This window comes from Paenibacillus shunpengii (assembly GCF_042684905.1).
Classification (GTDB): Bacteria; Bacillota; Bacilli; order Paenibacillales; family Paenibacillaceae; genus Paenibacillus; species Paenibacillus shunpengii.
On sequence record NZ_JBHUMJ010000002.1, the window covers coordinates 1,523,426 to 1,542,794 of the forward strand.

Here is a 19,369-nt window from a genome sequence, read left to right on the forward strand (position 1 = left end):
TATGTCCTTATCAAGAAAGAAAGGACCGCTCTATTTGCAGCTGAAAAAGATCATCCGAGATCGAATTGTGCATGGTCAATATCCGGTTGGTACATTGATCCCTTCTGAGCCCCAGCTGGAGCAGGAATTTGCGGTAAGCAAAATGACCGTGAGAAATGCAATTAAGGAGCTGCAGCAGGAAGGGTACGTGATGAAGCAGAGCGGTGTAGGGACAACGGTTCAACGAAACAGCGTTGCGCCTCAATTATCGAAGGGCAAGCAGTTTACCGAGATCTTGGTTGAGCAAGGGGAAACGATATATAAACGGCTGGTCGGCAAGAATATGGAGCAGAATAGTCCGGGCAGCGAAGCTTATACGCTGTTTGGGGATCGCTGCTTGTGCCTGGAGCGCTTGTACCTGTTAAATGACCAGCCCTTTATCTACTATGAGCATAGATTGCCGCTTGGTCTTGCCGAGGCAGAGGACTGGAGTGTTGGAGATGAATTTTCCTTATACGAATGGTTAGAGGATCATGATCTGGTAGCTGAACAGTACCATGATCAGTTCACGGTAGCGCCTTTATCTGCACGCATCGCCAGTGAATTGGGCATGTCTGAAGGAGATGTTGTCCTCAGACGACAACGTTTTGCCTATACGGAAGATGGTCGTGCTGTTGAGTGGAGCACCGGATATTACAACACGATGTTAAGTCCCTATATCGTGAATTATCAACTCTAACATGGCATTTTTCCTCCGGATTATGATAAGATGACCTATATCTTTACACTAGAAAACAGGTGAAAAAATGCGGAACAAAGTTACAATGCAGCAAATCGCTGATGCAGCAGGCGTTTCCAAGTTTGCCGTGTCCAGAGCGTTGACTGGAAAGAGCGGAGTAAGCGAGACAACGCGGGAAATGATTATTCGCACTGCCGGACAGCTTGGTTACTTCAAGAATGCTGCAGGGCTTGGCAAGCCAGTGAATGGGGAATCACACAAAGAACAGTATATAACGGATAACCGTAAAGGAACCGGAACGATCGTTGTACTTTTTCCTAACATCCGATACCAGAACATGGATTCACTCTATTGGGGACCTGTATTTGAAGGCATTTCAGCGCGGTTAAATGAGATGGGGCATGACATCTTGACGCTGACCGAGCCTTCTTCAGAGAAGATATTTTCTTTATTGAATCCTGATGCAATACAAGGGATTATTACGGTGGGAACCGTGTCTGTCTCGTTGCTGCTGGAATTCCAAAGACTTCAAATTCCTGTAGTGATGGTCGATCATATTGAGCCGGTATTTCACTGTGATACAATATTCAGCGATAATATTACTCTGATGCGGGAAATGATGAATGGCCTCATCGGCAAAGGCTATCGGAAGTTCCAATTTGTTGGCAATATTAAAGAAGCACCTAGCTTTATGGACCGGTGGACTGCCTATCGTATGGCGCTGGACGAGCATGGAATTAAATGTCCTCAGAAGGAGTCTCTGCTCGGATATCTGGAGGATATAGACATGATACACTCCATCCATGAGATCCCGCCGGAGGAATTACCAGAAGTGTTTGTCTGTGTAAATGATATTACAGCACGTTTTGTCATTGAGGAGTTACATAAATTAGGACGATCTGTACCGGATAGCTGTGCGGTAACGGGTTTCGACAATGTGGAAACAGATCAGCCGATACTGGCAACCGTCGATGTAAACAAAGCTCTTCTTGGCAAGAGAGCGGTAGATCAGTTGATATGGAGGCTGTCTCATCCTGAATCCCCATATGAGAGGCTATTGATACAGGCTGATCTGATCCATAGAGACCATTATGCATTAACAAAATAGGATGATCTTTGGCATATCCCTGCTTTGACCGTTTTTGGTTGAGAGAGATATGCTTTTTTTCACAGATTTTTATCTGGATTAAGATTTTGTTATGATTTGTTATGATATAGGAATAACATTTAATGTTTGGTTTAGGTCGATATTATGCTAATATAGAGCAGAAGTAGATACTGCAGACGGAAGCATAGGTGATAGCATGCGTAAAAAGGTTACCATTCAGCAAATTGCCAACCAGGCAGGTGTATCCAAATTCTCGGTTTCACGTACTTTAGCTGGCAAACCAGGTGTCAGCGAGCGGACACGTGAGTTAATCGTACATGTGGCAGAACAGCTTGGTTATTACAATCACATGCCAATCTCTGTTTCCGACAGTTCCGCAGCTAGATCAGGAGACGCTGGCCAGATTAACAAAGAATCAAGGAACCGGGGCACGATTCTCGTTCTTTTTCCAAATGTTAGATTTCAGAATTATGACTCAGCCTACTGGGGACCCATACTGGAGGGAGTAACAACCCAGCTTAATGAATATGGACTCGACATCCTGACGGTAACCGAGCCGTCACATGATCATTTATTCTCTCTCCTTAATCCAGAGGCGATTAGAGGTACAATAACGGTGGGGGCGGTCTCGTCCGCAAGCTTATTTGAACTGCACAAGCTGGAAATTCCGGTTGTCATGATTGATCATATGGATGCGTCGTTAGGCTGTGATATGATCTTCACGGATAATCAGACAAGTATGCGAGAATTGATGCAGCTCCTTGTAACAAAGGGATTTAGAAGCTATCAGTTTGTAGGCAACAAGACAGAGGCTTACAGCTTTTTTGAACGCTGGACCGTATTTCGACTTGTGTTGGAACAATATGGTATTGCATGTAATCAGAATGAGAAGCTCCTCAAGGGAACTTTCGAGGATATAGGGCAGGCTTTAACAGACATGCAGGGTACACTGCCTGAGGTGTTCGTGTGTATGAATGATGCAACTGCGCTGGATCTGATTGAACAGCTCAGCAGGCATGGGATTAAGACTCCGGAGGAGTGCTTGGTTACGGGATTTGATCATATCAATGATCTTCATAGCATTGCTGTAACCGTGCATGTGAATAAAAAAATGCTTGGCATGCGAGCTGTAGATCAAATGCTGTGGCGAATTGCCAATCCGGAGGCGCCGATGGAGAAGAAGCAGCTGGCAGCAGAATTGGTTATACGGAATCAGCTGAGCATTCCGGCAAGAGGAGCCGCAGATGCAGCTGTCAGCAATAACTAGCCCCGAAAAGATGCTAAATCCTGAAATGAATTGATAAATAAGCTGTACTGATGGGTCTGCCATTAGGACGGCTTTTTTTACTTCTTCAACGAGTGCCCCTCGATTGGTAATAGCAGAGAAGCAAATCATATATCCAACATATTCAGCATAAAATATAAAACAATACCCTAAATAAAATAACATATAAATAACAAAAGTTGAATTAAATAAAAAAGTGTTTGACTGATTTTACCATAGGATGTTATTGTTGTTTTGTAAATTGATTGCATTAACATAACGGGTGGTGGTCATTTACAGCATGAAACAGCAGACACGTCAGACAGCGCATGCAGACAGCAAACTTGATGAATTCAAAGGGGAGGGTATTTTTCAATGAGAAAAATGAAAGCGCTTTTAAGTTTGTTGATGGTGTTCACGTTCATCTTTTTGGCAGCGTGTTCTGGAGGGGGGGCAGACACACCAGCGGATGCTCCAGAGACGACTCCTGAAACGAATACGGAAGCTTCTGGCGGTAATGATACAGAACCAGCTGCCGAAACGGATACCGAAAATACGGAAGAAGCAGTTGCCGAAGACGTGCCCGATTTAGGCGGACGGGTCATCAAGCTCTCAGCCTGGTGGGATCTCACACCGACAGATACAGATGCACAAGGCAAGGCTTTGGTTGAACAGCTGAAGAAGACAGAAGAGAAATACAACGTTAAGTTCGAATTCGTTAATATACCTTATGAAGAATACATGGAAAAATTCACAGCCTCCGTATTGGCGGGAGAGCCTCTCGCTGATATCACCTACCTCGAATACAAAGCAGTACTTCCTGCCATTCAGAAAGGCCAGCTTCACAAAATCTCGGAATTTACAACACCAGAATCCAGCATTAACACGGATCAGCGCTTAGCGAATGCCGGGCCAGCATTACTTGGAGAGCAATACGGTTTCTACGGCGGCATGCCGAGTAACGGCGGCGTAGGAATTCACTACAACAGAGATTTATTCGAAGAACTGGGACTCCCTGATCTTCAAGAATTATACGACAAAGGCGAATGGACCTGGGATAAGATGCTTGAGATCGCCAAGCAGGCCACTAAGGACACAAATAATGATGGAAAAATGGACACTTGGGGCTTCTCCGGCTGGTCCGCTCAGGTCGGACGCAATCTGATCGTGGCAAATGGCGGTAATACAGTGCTCGATCCAGCAGGAGACGAGACGAAGGCAACTGAAGGTCTCACCGACCCTCGTACGATTGAAGCGATAGAATATCTGGCGTCACTGTACAACAATAACGTGGTCAAAGTGAAATCGGGAGACAAGACACTGTGGGAAGAAACAGACACTTTCAAGGACGGCGATATTGCGATGTTCCACGCTGCACAATGGCAAATCGGCGATATTAATTTTGAAATTGGTGTTGTTCCATATCCGATCGGTCCTCAAGGTAATCCTGAAGTCACCTATGGAGATACGGCTCTGAATGCTTACTTCATCCCGAAAGGTGTGAAGGATCCGGCGCTTGTATATCAGATCTTCGAGGAATTGTACGATGTTCCACAGCTGGAGGAGTATCCTTCCCAGAACTACTTAGAAAGCCTCTACTCCTACGAAGATGACATCCGCATTATAAGAGAGAACATTACAGGCACTGGCTTGGTATCTCTTGACGAGGCTTATCCAGAGTATCCGTATTACAGCTTCGTTGCTGATGTTCTTGTTGAGAACGCTTCCGTGGCATCGGCTGCGGAGAAATATAAGCAGCAGGCCCAGGCATCGATCGATAAGCTCGAAGCACAAAATAAATAATTGGTTTTATCTATTGAAGATGGAGAGGGGCAGGGTTTTATGATACACAATGCCCTGTCCCTCTCTTTATTAAGTTTTCTATAAAGGAAATGAATTATGCTGCCTATGGTAGTAGGGAGGCGTGCGAATTGAATCCGCTGATGCGTGTGCAAACATGGTTAAAAGTGATACTGGTATTTGCGGTCGGCTCCAGTGTGATGTTCTCTGCTTCAGGCATAGGAACTGTCGCTGCCGATGAGAATGCTTCGATGCTTCAATCTACGGAGCAAGCCCCCCTGTTGTCACAAGATCTGATTCTGACCAAAGATGAATCTTATAGTGAATATATTAAGAAGTATGAGCAGGCATCTTACCCTGACCAATCCATCATATTGGATGCAGCTAAGGTAAGCTCTCTTGAGGGGGAGGGCTCAGAAATCGTTTCAAATGCGGAGGGAGCCTCAGGACAATCGATAAAAACAGGGGAAGACAGCACTTTGGAATGGACATTTAAGGTCGAAACAGCTGGCCTATACTATATTTCATCCACTTATTACCCAATCGAGGGCAAGAGCTCAGCCATCGAACGAAGTCTGCTCATTGATGGGGAGCTTCCATTTCGTGAGGCGGCTTTCATTCAAATGGACCGGGTATGGGACAATCTGAAGCCCGAGATAGAGCAGGATAATCGAGGCAATGATCTTCGTCCTCAGCAGCATGAGACACCGGATTGGCAAACGACGATGCTTAAGGATTCTAACGGTTACTATGAGGAGCCATTTGCATTTTATTTCAGTCAAGGCACACATACCTTATCGTTAATTGCGCAACGTGAGCCGGTGATCATCAAGGAGCTTGCGCTTCACAAGTATGAGGAGCCGGCCGCATATGAACAATATGCAAGCTTGAAGACATCTGAAGGAGTGGATTCACCAGCAGGAGTACTCATTGAGCTGCAGGCAGAGGACGCTACAGCGAAATCTTCCCCAACCCTATATCCGCTGATGGATCGATCCAGTCCGGCGACCTATCCATACAGTCCGAAGCTGTCAAAAGTGAACACGATCGGCGGGTATAACTGGCGGATCCCAGGTCAGTGGATTGAATGGGAGGTCGAGGTGCCGAAGGAAGGATTGTATAAACTCGCATTTAACACCAAGCAGAATTTTGTAAGAGGGATCTATTCAACGAGAAAACTGACAATTAATGGTGAAATTCCTTTCGAAGAAATGAGCAGAATTCCTTTTCGATACGAGAATGGCTACGAAATGCGAATCATGGAAGATGAATTCAGAGAGCCATATTTGTATCATTTGAAGGCTGGCACGAACACCATTCGTATGGAGGTCACATTAGGCGAGTTTGCACCGCTTATACGCGAGGTAGAGGATAGCCTTATCGAACTGAACTCCATGTACCGCAAAATTTTGATGATCACAGGTACGGCCCCTGATGAAGTGCGGGATTACCGAGTCGATGAACGGATTCCTGATCTGCTCGAAGTGTTCAGCAGGGAGAGCGAACGATTGAAGCAAGTCGGAGCAAAGCTAAGAGCGTTGTCTCAAGGCAGCGGTGATCAGGACGCATTATTAAAAACGATGTCATTGCAGCTTGATGAAATGGTCGATGATCCGGATACGATTCCTAGACGACTACAGGCCTACAAGACCAATACAGGCGGTCTCGGTACATGGCTCCAGCAAATACGGGAACAGCCTCTTGAGATCGATTCTATCTACATAGCTTCATCAGATCAAACGATTTCTAATAAGGGAAGCAGCTGGTTCGCGGAAATGTGGCATGAAATTGTAACCTTCTTCTATTCCTTCTTCATTGATTATGATTCCATCGGGAGTGTAGCAAGCGAATCAGAGAAGGGGCGAACGGTCACGGTATGGATTGGAAGTGGCCGAGACCAGGCGAATACGATCAAATCCATGATTGATGAGACATTTACTCCGGAGACAGGGATTCAGGTTAATCTGAAGCTGGTTCCCATGGGCTCCTTGCTCCCTGCGACCTTATCCGGTCAAGGCCCGGATGTCGCCATGCAAATGGGAAATGACATACCTGTCAACTATGCGATGCGTAATGCAGCTGCAGATATATCTGTATTTTCGGATTATGACGAGGTGGCCGCAAGATTCCGTGACAGTGCTCTAGTTCCATACACGTATGAGGATGGCGTATATGCGCTTCCTGAAACACAGACGTTCAACATGCTGTTTTATCGTAAGGATGTCTTGAATGAATTGGGACTCGAAGTACCTCAGACGTGGGATGAAGTATGGAGTCTTCTCTCTGTGCTGGATAAGAACCATATGGATTTTGGCCTGCCGCTGGTCGTGCAGCCAAGCTATCCAGGAGAGAATGTACCTCCGAACTCCGTATATTCGATGCTGCTCTTCCAGACGGACGGAGAATTCTATCGGGATGGAGGCAAGGAATCGGACCTGGATTCTCAGATCGGCATTGATGCCTTTAAGCAATGGACGGAGTTCTATACGGATTACAAGCTGGAACGAGAATATGACTTTGCGAACCGTTTTCGTACGGGAGAAATGCCGATTGGCATTGCAGATTACACGACCTATAACCAATTGACCGTCTTTGCGCCAGAAATTCGCGGTATGTGGGGATTTACCGTAATTCCGGGAACGGAGCTGGAGAATGGATCGATTAATCGTTCTGTAGCCAGCGGAGGAAGCGGTGTACTTATGCTGGAAGGTGCCGAAGATAAAGAAGCGGCTTGGGAGTATATGAAATGGTGGACCAGCGAGGAGACACAGGTCAAATTTGGGCGTGAGATGGAAGGCTTAATGGGAGCGGCTGCCAGATATCCGACAGCGAATATTGATGCACTTGAGAAGCTGCCATGGCCAGTTGAGGATTTTGATCAGCTGCAGGCCGGATTCGAATGGGTAGAGGGTATTCCGGAAGTTCCGGGCGGTTACTTTACAGGACGACATCTCATTAATGCTTTTTATCGTACGGTAGATGGACAGATTGAACCGCGCGAAGCGCTGATGGATTACGTTCAATATATTCAGGATGAAATTCGTGCCAAGCGCAGTGAATTTGGTCTGACGGAATAGAGGGGGGATACAAGTGTATGTCCAATATTCAGATTGAAAAAAAGACTCGCACAGTCCCTCCACAGGGCGAACGGGCGCCTCGAGATAGCAAACTTAGCAGAGTAATCAAGGAAATAAAAGTAAAAAAGCACTTATATATACTGATGGCACCCTATATGATTTTGTTCCTGATGTTCACTGTATTGCCAGTTGTTCTCTCCATTATTATCAGCTTTACGTACTTCAACATGCTCGAAATGCCAAAGTTTGTAGGATGGCAGAATTATACTCGACTGTTCCTTGAAGATGATATTTTCTTGATTGCCTTGAAGAACACACTACTATTTGCTGCCATTACAGGACCAGTCAGTTATTTTGCATGCTTTATCTTCGCCTGGATCATCAATGAGCTGAGTCCAAAATGGCGAGCCTTCATGACCCTGATCTTCTATGCTCCTTCCATCTCAGGGAATGTCTTCTTCATATGGCTGCTCATCTTCTCCGGGGACCGTTATGGGATCATTAACGGATTGCTCATTGAAATTGGAATACTGCTCGAGCCTATTCAATGGCTCAAAACCGAAGCCTATGTGCTGCCGATCATCATCTTGGTTCAGCTGTGGCTTAGTCTTGGGACGGGATTCCTAGCTTTTATTGCGGGTCTTCAAACCGTTGACAAGACGTTATATGAGGCAGGAGCCGTTGACGGTATTAAGAATCGATGGCAGGAGCTGTGGTATATTACCCTGCCTTCAATGAAGCCCCAGCTGATGTTCGGTGCCGTTATTCAGATTACAACTTCACTTGCCGTGTCGGATGTGTCCATTCAGCTAGCGGGATTCCCAAGCGTCAATTATGCAGCAGAGACGATTGTGACGCATTTGATGGATTTTGGTACGATCCGCTTCGAGATGGGATTTGCATCGGCAATTGCAACGGTATTGTTCATTATCATGATTGGCTCCAACATCATTGTCCAAAAATTATTGCGTAGAGTAGGTGAATAAAGATGATGAATATACCCTATCGCCTATTCCGGAGAAAAAGAGTTAAGAGAGTCAATCGCTCCTTTCTGGGAAGCTTGTCGTTGTTTCTTGTCTTGGGAGTTGTAGGCGCCTTCATGGTGCTGCCGCTGGTGTATGCCATAAATGCCGCCTTCAAGCCATTGGATGAGATCTTTATTTTTCCGCCGACGTTGTTTGTCAAAAATCCAACGATGGATAATTTTGCAGATCTGATCAACTTGCTGGGTGCTTCATGGGTGCCGTTCACAAGGTACATTTTTAACACGGTATTTATTACCGGGATGGGGATCGTGGGTCACGTTCTGCTGGCTTCTGCTGCTGCTTACCCACTTGCCAAGCATCAATTTCCTGGAAACAAAATCATGTTCCAAATGATCGTACTGTCGTTGATGTTCACCCCTGCAGTTACGGCCATCCCAACTTATATGATCATGTCCTGGCTGGGGTGGGTGGATACGTACTGGGCTGTCATCATTCCGGCCTTTTCTTATCCGCTCGGACTGTATCTGATGAAGCAGTTCATGGAGCAGATTCCGGACGCACTGATCGAAGCCGCGAAGATGGATGGGGCGAGTGAGTATCGAATCTTCTGGTCGGTTGTTATGCCGAATGTGAAGCCCGCTTGGCTCACACTTATCATTCTGCTGTTTCAGATCCTGTGGGGAACCGACGGTAATGGATTTATCTATAGTGAGAACCTGAAGACGCTGACCTCTGCGACAACGAATATTATTCAAGGGGGAATAGCGAGAGCCGGTGTTGGTGCAGCTGTTGCACTCATTATGATGAGTGTTCCGATTACGATCTTTGTCTTTTCTCAGAGCCGTATCATTGAAACCATGGCAACTTCCGGAATGAAGGAATAGGAGGGATAAGAACTTGCATGCTTATAAACGAAGGTTGAAGCGATATTGCATTGCCTTAATATCAGCAGCGCTGCTCTGTTCCGCTCCTTCAGCGGTAGCGGCCAAGGCTCCATACGAAAGCTATACCTATAATTATTATGAAGAAGCTGTACCGGCTCCCGATGCATTTCTGCCGGACAGAAGCATATCGGGAGTTGATCTCGGCATTGGAGGCTTCGTGTCTCCGCAGGACATCTTTGTAAGCAGTGAAGGCAAGATCTATATTGCGGATACAGGGAATCATCGCATTGTCGTTCTAAATGAGGATTGGACAGTAGATCGAATCTTCTCCAATTACAGCATGGACGGAACGGAGCAGACCTTTAATATGCCTAGTGGCATCACTGTGAATAAAGCAGGAGACCTATATATTGCAGATACGGAGAACAAGCGAATCGTTGTTTTGTCCCCAGAAGGAGAATGGATCAAAACGATTGAGAACCCACAGTCCGAGGTGCTCGGAGCCAGCTTCTCCTTCGTTCCGTTAAAGCTGGCGGTGGATGATGCCGGACGGGTATTTGTCACATCCCGGGGAGCGTACGAGGGGATTCTGCAGTTTGATGAGTCGGGTGAATTCATTGGTTACGTCGGAACAATACAGGTACGCCGCAATTTTGTTGACTATTTATGGCGTCTCATCGCTACCGATGCACAGAAGAATCAGATGGCATTATACATTCCGACAGAATTCTCCAATATTGATATGGGGGAGAAAGGCTTCGTATATGCAACGAATATTGATCCTGGCTCGAGCACCCCGATTAAGCGTCTGAATCCTTCAGGTGAGGATGTGCTCAAAAGGTATGGGTATTTTGATGTGAAAGGAGATATCCGATATCGGTCCATGGGAGTCAATGGAGGACCCTCCAAATTAGTAGATATCAAATATCAGGGAAACGGCATGTATAGTGTGCTGGATTCACTCAGAGGGCGTATCTTCACATATGACCATGAAGGCAATTTGCTATATATTTACGGCGGAATAGGAACACAGGTCGGAACCTTTAGTACACCAGTCGCTATAGAGAAGCTGGGGAATCAGCATATTGTCCTCGACCAAGGTAAAGAAACCATCACACTCTTCTCCCCGACCAGCTATGGAAGTGCCATTAACGATGCGGTCACCGCGCATTACAACGGGGATGATGAGGCTTCAGTAGCCAAGTGGAGAGAAGTGCTGAGATTGAACGCGAATTATGATATCGCTTACATCGGAATCGGAAAATCTCTGTTATATGCGAAGGAGAATAAGGAAGCGATGGAGCATTTTAAGCTGGGAATGGATCGTAAAAATTACTCGGTTGCCTTCAAGAGGTACCGAAAGGAAGTGCTGCAGGAGCATTTCGGTACGATATTAACGATCGGCACAACAACCGTCATCGTGTTTGCCGGATACAGATGGTCGAAATCCTGGCGTAAAAGGAGGAAAGAGCAGCATGAAGCAGGATTTTATTAAGTTTCCTCTCCATCTCATCATCCATCCGTTTGAAGGGTATTGGGATCTTAAATATGAGGGGAAAGGAAAACTGAGAGTTGCGATTACCATACTATTTCTTCTATTTATAACGATGGTTATACAGCGTCAATTTGCCGGATTTCTGGTCAACTTCAACGATCCTAGAACATTAAACAGCCTGGCTGAGCTCCAGTACGTAGTGTTTCCTTTTATCCTGTGGTGTGTATCTAATTGGTCCATTACGACACTTATGGAAGGGGAAGGGAAGTTTCGTGAAATAGTTAATGCCACCGCTTATGCACTCATCCCGATGATCTTGGTGTACTTGCCCATGACTTTGATCAGCCGATTTATGACGCAGGAGGAGACCGCATTTTATTATTTGCTGAATACCGTAGCGGCCATCTGGTTCATCTACCTGCTGTTTGTGGGCATCATGACAGTACATCAATACACAGCAACGAAGACGATTGTAACGATTCTGCTGACCATCGTCGTTATGGCGATTATCGTATTTCTGGGCACGCTGGTGATGAGTCTGATCCAACAGATCATTGAATTTGTAACCAACATTTACCGTGAGCTCATATTCCGATCTTAAGGAGGCGTAAGTCTGGTGTCATCTCGTAAATGGAAATATACAGCCGTGCTGGCTTGCGCACTCATGCTGGTCAGTATTCTCTGCTTCATCGTGCTAAGTGGAAGATTATCTGGGGTAAATCCTGAGTCATATGTGTCAGCATCCGCTGATTCAGGAGCAGAACAATTCACACCGCTTCAGGATTCGACGGAGGGTGTAGCTGGAATGGCTCTTGCAGCCAAGAATGACAGCTTAAGCTTGTACATTAATGAAGATACAACAGTGATTGCAGTGAAGGATCATCGGTCAGGAGAGATCTGGTACAGTAATCCGCTGGAGATGGAAGAGGATGGTATCGCTACTGCCTTTGAAAAAGAATCCATCGCCTCCCAGATCACGGTCTCATTTCGCAATACACTGGGCGTTCTAGATACTTATACGAATTACAAGTACAGCATTTCCAATGGACAGTTCGAATTACAAGGCATTAAGGACGGTGTTCGTATTGAATATACCCTCGGGGATGCAGAGCTTGGGATCGATGCGCTTCCCAAATTTATTAGTAAACAAAGGCTGCAGGAAAAAGTGCTGAGCAAACTGGATGAGGTGACCGCAAGCTATGTCGAGACCCGCTATCTGGTGCAGGATGCTAATCCTGAGGTCGTGGAAAGGGCGGATACGCAGGTCGAGCGGCCGCTCGTGCTTCGCAAGATGCTCGCAGCCTTCGAGCAGGCAGGATATACGCCAGAAGATTTAGCTTACGACAATGAAGAGAACGGGATTGGTGGACCCGGAGGGTCGGCGGATAAACCGAAGTTTCTCATTCCTGTGGAATACCGTTTGGAAGGGAATGCCCTCATGGTAACCGTTCCGCTCTCCCAGCTGGAGGAAAGTGAAGGGCATCAAATTCAAACCTTGGATTTGCTCTCCTACTTCGGGGCAGCAATCTCCGGTCAGGATGGCTATATGCTTGTGCCTGATGGCTCAGGCAGCCTCATTCATTTTGATAACGGTAAAGTAAAAGAGCCGCAGTATGTTCAGCCCGTCTATGGACAGGATCCGAATGATAACAGCAGAACGAGAGCTCAAATTGCTGAACCCGCCCGCCTACCGGTGTTTGGCTTGAAATCAGGTGATCATGCATTCTTCGCAGTCATTGAGGAAGGGGAAGGAAATGCCAGCATCGCAGCCGATATCAGCGGTAAACAAAATTCCTTCAATCACGTGTTCAGCCGACATGCTGTGCGGGGAGATGATGAGCTGGAGCTGTACACAGGCAGTAAGGTTCAAGAAATCCAGCTGCTGTCGAGCGAAAAATATAATGGTGATATTCGTGTGAAATACAGCTTCTTGTCGGGTGATGGTGCAAGCTACTCTGGAATGGCTCAAGCTTATCGAACAATGCTGGTAGAGCAAGGTGTTCTTCAGCCTCTATCCGATCAAGAGGACATCCCTTTCTATGTCGATATTGTGGGGGCAATTGATAAACAGCAATCCTTTCTGGGTGTACCTTATAATGCAACCGTACCGATGACCACTTTCAAAGAGGCACAGGGCATTGCTGCAGAATTGCAGGCACAGAGCATCTCCAATATTCAAATGCAGTACTTGGGATGGTTCGGAGCGGGGCTTGAGCACGAGCTTCCCGTCAAATTGAACACCTCTGAGTTAGGCAAAGACCAAGAGCTGAATGCACTGCAGGAGCAGCTGAATCGTACAGGGGGAGAGCTGTATCCTGACGTAGCCTTTCAACAGGTCTATGACAATGGCAAAGGTTTTCGATCGGCTAGTGACGCTTCCCGCTTTATAACAAAAGAGGCGGCAGAGCTCTCACCGTATGACAGATCGCTTAATCGAATGTCCCTACTGCAGGATGAATATTATCTGCTGTCTCCTGCCAAGCTTCCGGATGTAACAGCTCGATTTATGGAGCAGTACCGCAAGAAGGAATTGTCGGCTCTTGCGCTTCGCGATTTGGGAAGTACACTGCATTCCGACTATCGTAACAACAGCCTAATCTTCCGAAATACGGCGAGAGCGATCGTCGAAGAGCAAATCGGCCTACTAGCAGAAGAATATCCGAATTTGATGATCAGCGGAGGAAACGCCTATGCATTGCAATATGCTCAGCATCTTGTCAACATACCGGAATCCTCCAGTAGATTTAACCTGACAGATGAATCGGTGCCTTTCTATCAGATGGTTATTCACGGGTATATCGATTATGCAGGAGATCCGGTCAATCTTACGTCCGCAGCCAATATGAGGCACCAGCTTCTGCACAGCCTAGAGCTTGGCTCGGCTCCGCATTTTCTATGGACAGCGAGCACTTCTTCAGAGCTGAAATACACCCGGTATGATTATATGTACTCAGCCGAGTATTCCAACTGGATCGATGATGCTGTATCTATGTACGACGAAGTGAATCAGGTGCTGGGTCCGCTCCGGACCGAGAAGATGCAGGATCGAATTGTCCATCAGCCTGGTGTCGTTGAAGTGAAATACAGTAACGGAACTTCTCTACTTGTTAATTATAATTCGGAATCTGTGGTGGCTCGAGGAGTCAGCATTCCAGCACAGGACTATGTAATAGGCGGTGACCCATCATGAGAACACGCCGTATAACCTTATCTCAGAAAAGATCACTTCTTGGCATCATTTTCATTGCGCCCTGGCTGCTTGGCTTTATCTTTCTATTTCTTACACCTATGATCCAGTCCATTCGGTTCAGTCTTAGTGAGCTGACGGTAGTTTCTCAAGGCTATGAGCTGGCGTATGTTGGCTGGAGTAACTTCAAAGAAGCGCTGCTCATCGATGCAAACTACAACCGTATTCTGACAGAATCTGTATTGCAAATGATCGTTAATGTTCCGCTTATTTTGTTTTTCAGCCTGTTTTCGGCAGTGCTGCTTAATCAAAAGTTTAGAGGAAGAGGACTGGCGAGAGCGATCTTCTTCCTACCCGTGATCCTGGCATCTGGTGCAGTCGCATCTGCAGAAGCTTCAGGACTAATTAACCTAATCGGTAATGCAACAGTGGCGGAAGAAACGGCCGGAGCCTCTTCTCAGTTTAATACACTGTCCATGGTCCAATTGTTGAATGAGGCGGGGTTACCCCTTGTTATCACCGAGTATATTGTGGATGCGGTAATGCGAATTTACGATATTATTCGCAGCTCGGGGGTACAGATCCTTATCTTCCTTGCAGCCCTGCAATCTGTCCCTAGCTCAATGTATGAAGTAGCCAAAATTGAAGGCGCAACAGGCTATGAATCCTTCTGGAAGATTACGTTTCCGATGGTCAGTCCCTTGATTCTGACGAATGTCATTTATACGGTGATCGATTCCTTTACAACAAGTCCAATTACACAAACGATCTACACGACCGCATTTCAGACGCAGAATTTCGGGCTGAGCGCGTCGATGTCATGGATCTACACGGTCGTAGTCGGCCTATTGCTCTTCTTCATTGGGTTCTTTATATCGAAGCGCGTTCATTACAATTAATCCGTCTTGTTAGGTGGTGAGGTATTCATGCAGGAAATCAAAAGAATTGGACGCAGCGAAGCGGTCGTATTTCGAATGCAGCGCACGAAAAACAAAGTGATGAACGTGCTCTGGGACATCTTTCGTTATTTGCTCATAATCGGCATTTCCTTTGTCATCCTCTATCCAATTATGATGAAGGTATCCACTGCGTTTAAAGATAAAGTAGATATATATAATCCTACAATCTATATGATACCGGTGAACTTTACACTGGATAATATTAAGCTTGCAGCTGAGGTAATGAACTATTTCCCTCTGCTTGGGAGCACGATGGTTTATGTTGTCGTTATCATGCTGCTAACGACATTATCCACGGCTCTTGCCGGTTACGGCTTTGCCAGATTTGAATTCCCGGGGAGTAAAATATTGTTTGGTGCGGTGATTCTGACCATCCTGGTACCTTCCAGTACACTGATGGTACCGATGTACCTCCATTTTAGAAACTTTGATATCTTAGGCATGATTACTTTGTTAACAGGTAAAGAAGGAGTCAATCTCTTAAATACGTACTGGCCCTCTATGATTACAGCGGCTACTGCGACCGGACTAAAGGCGGGGTTGTTTATCTATATTTTCCGTCAGTTCTTTAAGGGTCTGCCGAAGGAGATCGAGGAGGCGGCCCTGATTGATGGAGCAGGCGGAATCAAGACCTTTATCCGAATCATGCTTCCAAACGCTATTCCTCCTATGATTACTGTCATGCTGTTCTCATTTGTGTGGACGTACAATGATACCTTCTATCCATCCTTGTTCATGAGCGACAGCAGTCTGATGTCTTTGAAGGTTGCTTCGCTTCCTTCGCAGGTCAATCTGATTATTCCTCAGCTGATGGGATTGTCGGGTACAGACATTAAGGCGGATCCAAACCATGTAGCAATGATTGTGGATACAGGGATCCTGCTGGCGATTGCCCCACTGATCATTTTGTACCTATTCGTACAGCGCTACTTTGTCGAAAGTGTGGAGCGTACGGGTGTAGTTGGTTAAGCTCGTTAAGCGTTAGAACAACCCACTTATGCCGCACATGTAATATTTCAGTCACAACTTTATATGTTGGAAACCCGAACTTATATGATGTTTTGTTTTGTTATCTAAAATATATATTGTTAGGATAACAAAATGATTGAAGTGTTGTCGATTCCATGAGACAATAGGTTTCAGAAATGAATCTATTTTATAAGTCATGCCAAAGAGTATTATGAAATGGATTCGAATATAACACATTTGGAGGGTTCCTAAACCATGCATGAATCGAAGCTGCTGCTAAATGACTGGACATTTAAATCGTGTGAAGGAGAAGAATGGCTGCCAGCCGTAGTTCCGGGATGTGTTCATACGGATCTGCTGCGAAATGGCCAGATCCCTGACCCGTTCTATGGCACGAATGAAAAGCTTGTTCAATGGATTGATAAAAAAGATTGGGAATATAAAACCCTTTTTGATATACCAAATGAACTGCTGGAGAAGGAGCATATTGAGCTCGTATTTAACGGGCTTGATACATATGCGGAAGTGTTCATTAATGATAAGCATGTCTTGTCCGCAGACAATATGTTCCGCACGTGGGAAGCAGATATTAAGCCATACGCCAAATCAGAAGGCAATAAACTGAGAATCGTCTTCCGTTCTCCGATCAACGAGGATTTGCCCAAGCTTGAAGCACTGGGATATGCGCTTCCAGCTTCGAATGATCAGTCTGAGGTAGGCGAGCTAGGCAATAAGAGAGTAAGCATCTTTGCTAGAAAAGCGCCTTATCACTACGGCTGGGACTGGGGTCCGAGATTTGTAACGAGCGGTATATGGCGCGAGGTTGAGCTGAGAGCCTGGACGGGTGTCCGCGTAGCAGACCTGTATATTCACCAGCAGGTAGTAACGAAGGAAGCCGCTGCTCTGACCGCCATTCTAGAGATCACGGCAGATCAGCCAGGCGACAGAGTCATTCGCATTGCTACAGAGCAAGGAGAGTGGAGTGAGAAGGTTTCCCTAGTACCTGGACTTCAGAAAGTAGAAATTGCACTGAATATCAAGAATCCTAAATTATGGTGGTCCAGAGGTCTTGGGGAAGCACACTTGTACACGTTCACCGCTCAGGTGCTGGATCAGGATGCAGGAACAGCGCTAGCTGAAGCTTCTGTAAAAACGGGGCTGCGCAGCATTCGTCTCGTCCGTGATAAGGATGAATACGGCAGATCCTTCTATTTTGAGCTGAATGGGGTTCCGGTGTTTGCTAAAGGGGCTAACCATATTCCTAACGACAGCTTCGTTACAGAGGTTACCCGTGAGCGATACAGACATGAGATTGAATCTGCAGCAGCCTCCAATATGAACATGCTTCGTGTATGGGGCGGCGGTATTTATGAGCAAGACGTCTTCTATGAGCTGTGTGACGAATATGGAATCCTGGTATGGCAGGACTTCATGTTTGCCTGCAGTATGTACCCGGGTGATGAAGCATTCCTTACGAGTGTTCGTCATGAAGCGATCGATAATGTCAAGCGTTTACGCAACCATCCAAGTATCGCACTCTGGTGCGGCAACAACGAGATTGACTCGGCTTGGGCGCACTATAATGAAGATGCTGGATGGGGCTGGAAAAAGGATTATACGCACGAGCAGCGTGAGAAAATCTGGGCCGATTATGAAGCTGTCTTCCATAAACTGCTCCCTGAAGTATTGTCAGAACTCGTTCCAGGTACAGATTATTGGCCATCTTCACCGATTGTTTCGGTTACCAATGATATTAACCAGCATGCTTCTACCAGCTCGATCGAAGGGGATGTCCATTATTGGGGAGTATGGCATAACACGGAGCCTTTCGAGAATTACAATATCAAATTGGGCCGTTTCATGAGTGAATACGGATTCCAGTCCTTCCCTGAGCACAAATCCGTTCTTCGTTATGCAACAGAGTCGGATCTTGAGCTGACTTCCGAAGTGATGCGTGCCCATCAGAAGAATGGGGATGGGAACCGCCTCATCAAAGAATATATGGATATGTATATGACAGAGCCGAAGGATTTTCCTTCCTTCCTCTATATGAGTCAGGTGCTCCAAGCGGATGCGATGAAGATGGCAATTGAGGCGCACCGCAGAAACAGACCTTTTGTTATGGGAACATTATATTGGCAGATGAACGATACATGGCCTGTCGCTTCTTGGGCGGGGATGGACTATTACGGCAACTGGAAGGCGCTGCAATATTACGCTAAACGCAGCTTTGCCGACGAAATGATCTCCATTGACGGAACCAAGGATAACCAAGTTGACTTCTACTTGCTGTCTGATCTGCTTAGTCCAATAGAAGGTGAACTGCAAATCCGAGTTGTTGATTTTGACGGTACGGTTTATCATACCGAGACACATGCGGTAAGTAATCCGGGGAATGCCACGAATCTCGTTCTGTCTCTCTCACTTGCTGAGCTGCTTCAAGGTCATGATCCGGAACGTACAACGGCTGTTGCTGAACTCTTGGTTAACGGTCAAGTCGTTGATGTGCAGCGTCACTATTTTGTCCCATTCAAGGATCTGAAGCTGGGCGCTGCTGAAGTGAAGATAACTGAAGTCGAAGGCTCAGATGGAACTCGCTTTGTCTTGGAATCCAATATGCTGGCGAAGCAGGTATGGCTGGATAGTGAAGCCGAAGGTGTATTCAGTGACAATTTCTTCGACTTGCTCCCAGGTGAAGTAAAAGAAGTATCGTTCGCTTCCCGTACTTATGCAGATCAAGCTTTTGCAGCGGCATCACCAGGTAAAGTGGTCGTTCGCTCCATGTCAGATTTTATTAAAGCCACTCATTTATTGAACAAATAAACCATCAATAATTCAATTGCAGTCCATTTGTGTTATTCAAAGAAGGCCATTCCTAAAGACATGTAAGTATCATGCATAGGGATGGCTTCTTCTATCGAA

13 protein-coding genes are annotated in these 19,369 nt (G+C 46.1%); all 13 read left to right on the top strand.

The genetic code is table 11. From position 1 onward, the window contains the following. Position 1: 1 nt before the first annotated feature. The 13 genes from ACFSVM_RS07275 to ACFSVM_RS07335 all read left to right on the top strand — a co-directional run bounded on the left by ACFSVM_RS07275 (position 2) and on the right by ACFSVM_RS07335 (position 19,270). Complete coding sequence (locus tag ACFSVM_RS07275; RefSeq protein WP_379261115.1) at positions 2-718, top strand: GntR family transcriptional regulator; 717 nt, start codon at positions 2-4, stop codon at positions 716-718. 67 nt (positions 719-785) lie between these two features. Next, complete coding sequence (locus ACFSVM_RS07280; protein WP_379261117.1) at positions 786-1,826, top strand: LacI family DNA-binding transcriptional regulator; 1,041 nt, start codon at positions 786-788, stop codon at positions 1,824-1,826. 196 nt (positions 1,827-2,022) lie between these two features. After that, a complete protein-coding gene (locus tag ACFSVM_RS07285) occupies positions 2,023-3,093 on the top strand; it encodes a LacI family DNA-binding transcriptional regulator (RefSeq protein ID WP_076311021.1) in 1,071 nt (356 codons plus the stop codon). A 372-nt stretch (positions 3,094-3,465) separates the two neighbouring features. Then, positions 3,466-4,893, top strand: a complete 1,428-nt coding sequence (locus tag ACFSVM_RS07290; protein ID WP_379261120.1) for an ABC transporter substrate-binding protein — start codon at positions 3,466-3,468, stop codon at positions 4,891-4,893. Positions 4,894-5,033: 140 nt separating this feature from the next. Next, entirely contained in the window at positions 5,034-7,967 is a 2,934-nt protein-coding gene (locus tag ACFSVM_RS07295; RefSeq protein ID WP_379262916.1) for an extracellular solute-binding protein, read from the top strand. A gap of 17 nt (positions 7,968-7,984) precedes the next feature. Next, entirely contained in the window at positions 7,985-8,953 is a 969-nt protein-coding gene (locus ACFSVM_RS07300) for a carbohydrate ABC transporter permease (RefSeq protein WP_379261122.1), read from the top strand. A 5-nt stretch (positions 8,954-8,958) separates the two neighbouring features. Further along, the gene (locus ACFSVM_RS07305; RefSeq protein ID WP_076312497.1) at positions 8,959-9,837 is read left to right on the top strand and encodes a carbohydrate ABC transporter permease; all 879 of its coding nucleotides are present in this window, start codon (positions 8,959-8,961) and stop codon (positions 9,835-9,837) included. A gap of 13 nt (positions 9,838-9,850) precedes the next feature. After that, entirely contained in the window at positions 9,851-11,332 is a 1,482-nt protein-coding gene (locus ACFSVM_RS07310) for a gluconolactonase (RefSeq protein ID WP_379261124.1), read from the top strand. After that, a complete protein-coding gene (locus ACFSVM_RS07315) occupies positions 11,313-11,933 on the top strand; it encodes a Yip1 family protein (protein ID WP_076311018.1) in 621 nt (206 codons plus the stop codon). The genes ACFSVM_RS07310 and ACFSVM_RS07315 overlap by 20 nt, the downstream gene beginning before the upstream one ends. Before the next feature lie 15 nt (positions 11,934-11,948). Further along, positions 11,949-14,522 (top strand): DUF5696 domain-containing protein, encoded by a 2,574-nt coding sequence (locus ACFSVM_RS07320; protein WP_379261126.1) that lies wholly within the window; start codon positions 11,949-11,951, stop codon positions 14,520-14,522. Continuing rightward, positions 14,519-15,418 carry a carbohydrate ABC transporter permease gene (locus tag ACFSVM_RS07325; RefSeq protein WP_379261128.1) on the top strand — a complete coding sequence of 300 codons (900 nt, stop codon included), beginning with the start codon at positions 14,519-14,521 and terminating at the stop codon, positions 15,416-15,418. Before ACFSVM_RS07320 ends, ACFSVM_RS07325 begins: the two co-directional genes overlap by 4 nt. Before the next feature lie 27 nt (positions 15,419-15,445). Next, the gene (locus tag ACFSVM_RS07330; protein WP_076311015.1) at positions 15,446-16,447 is read left to right on the top strand and encodes a carbohydrate ABC transporter permease; all 1,002 of its coding nucleotides are present in this window, start codon (positions 15,446-15,448) and stop codon (positions 16,445-16,447) included. A gap of 255 nt (positions 16,448-16,702) precedes the next feature. After that, a complete protein-coding gene (locus ACFSVM_RS07335; RefSeq protein WP_379261131.1) occupies positions 16,703-19,270 on the top strand; it encodes a beta-mannosidase in 2,568 nt (855 codons plus the stop codon). Positions 19,271-19,369: the final 99 nt, after the last annotated feature.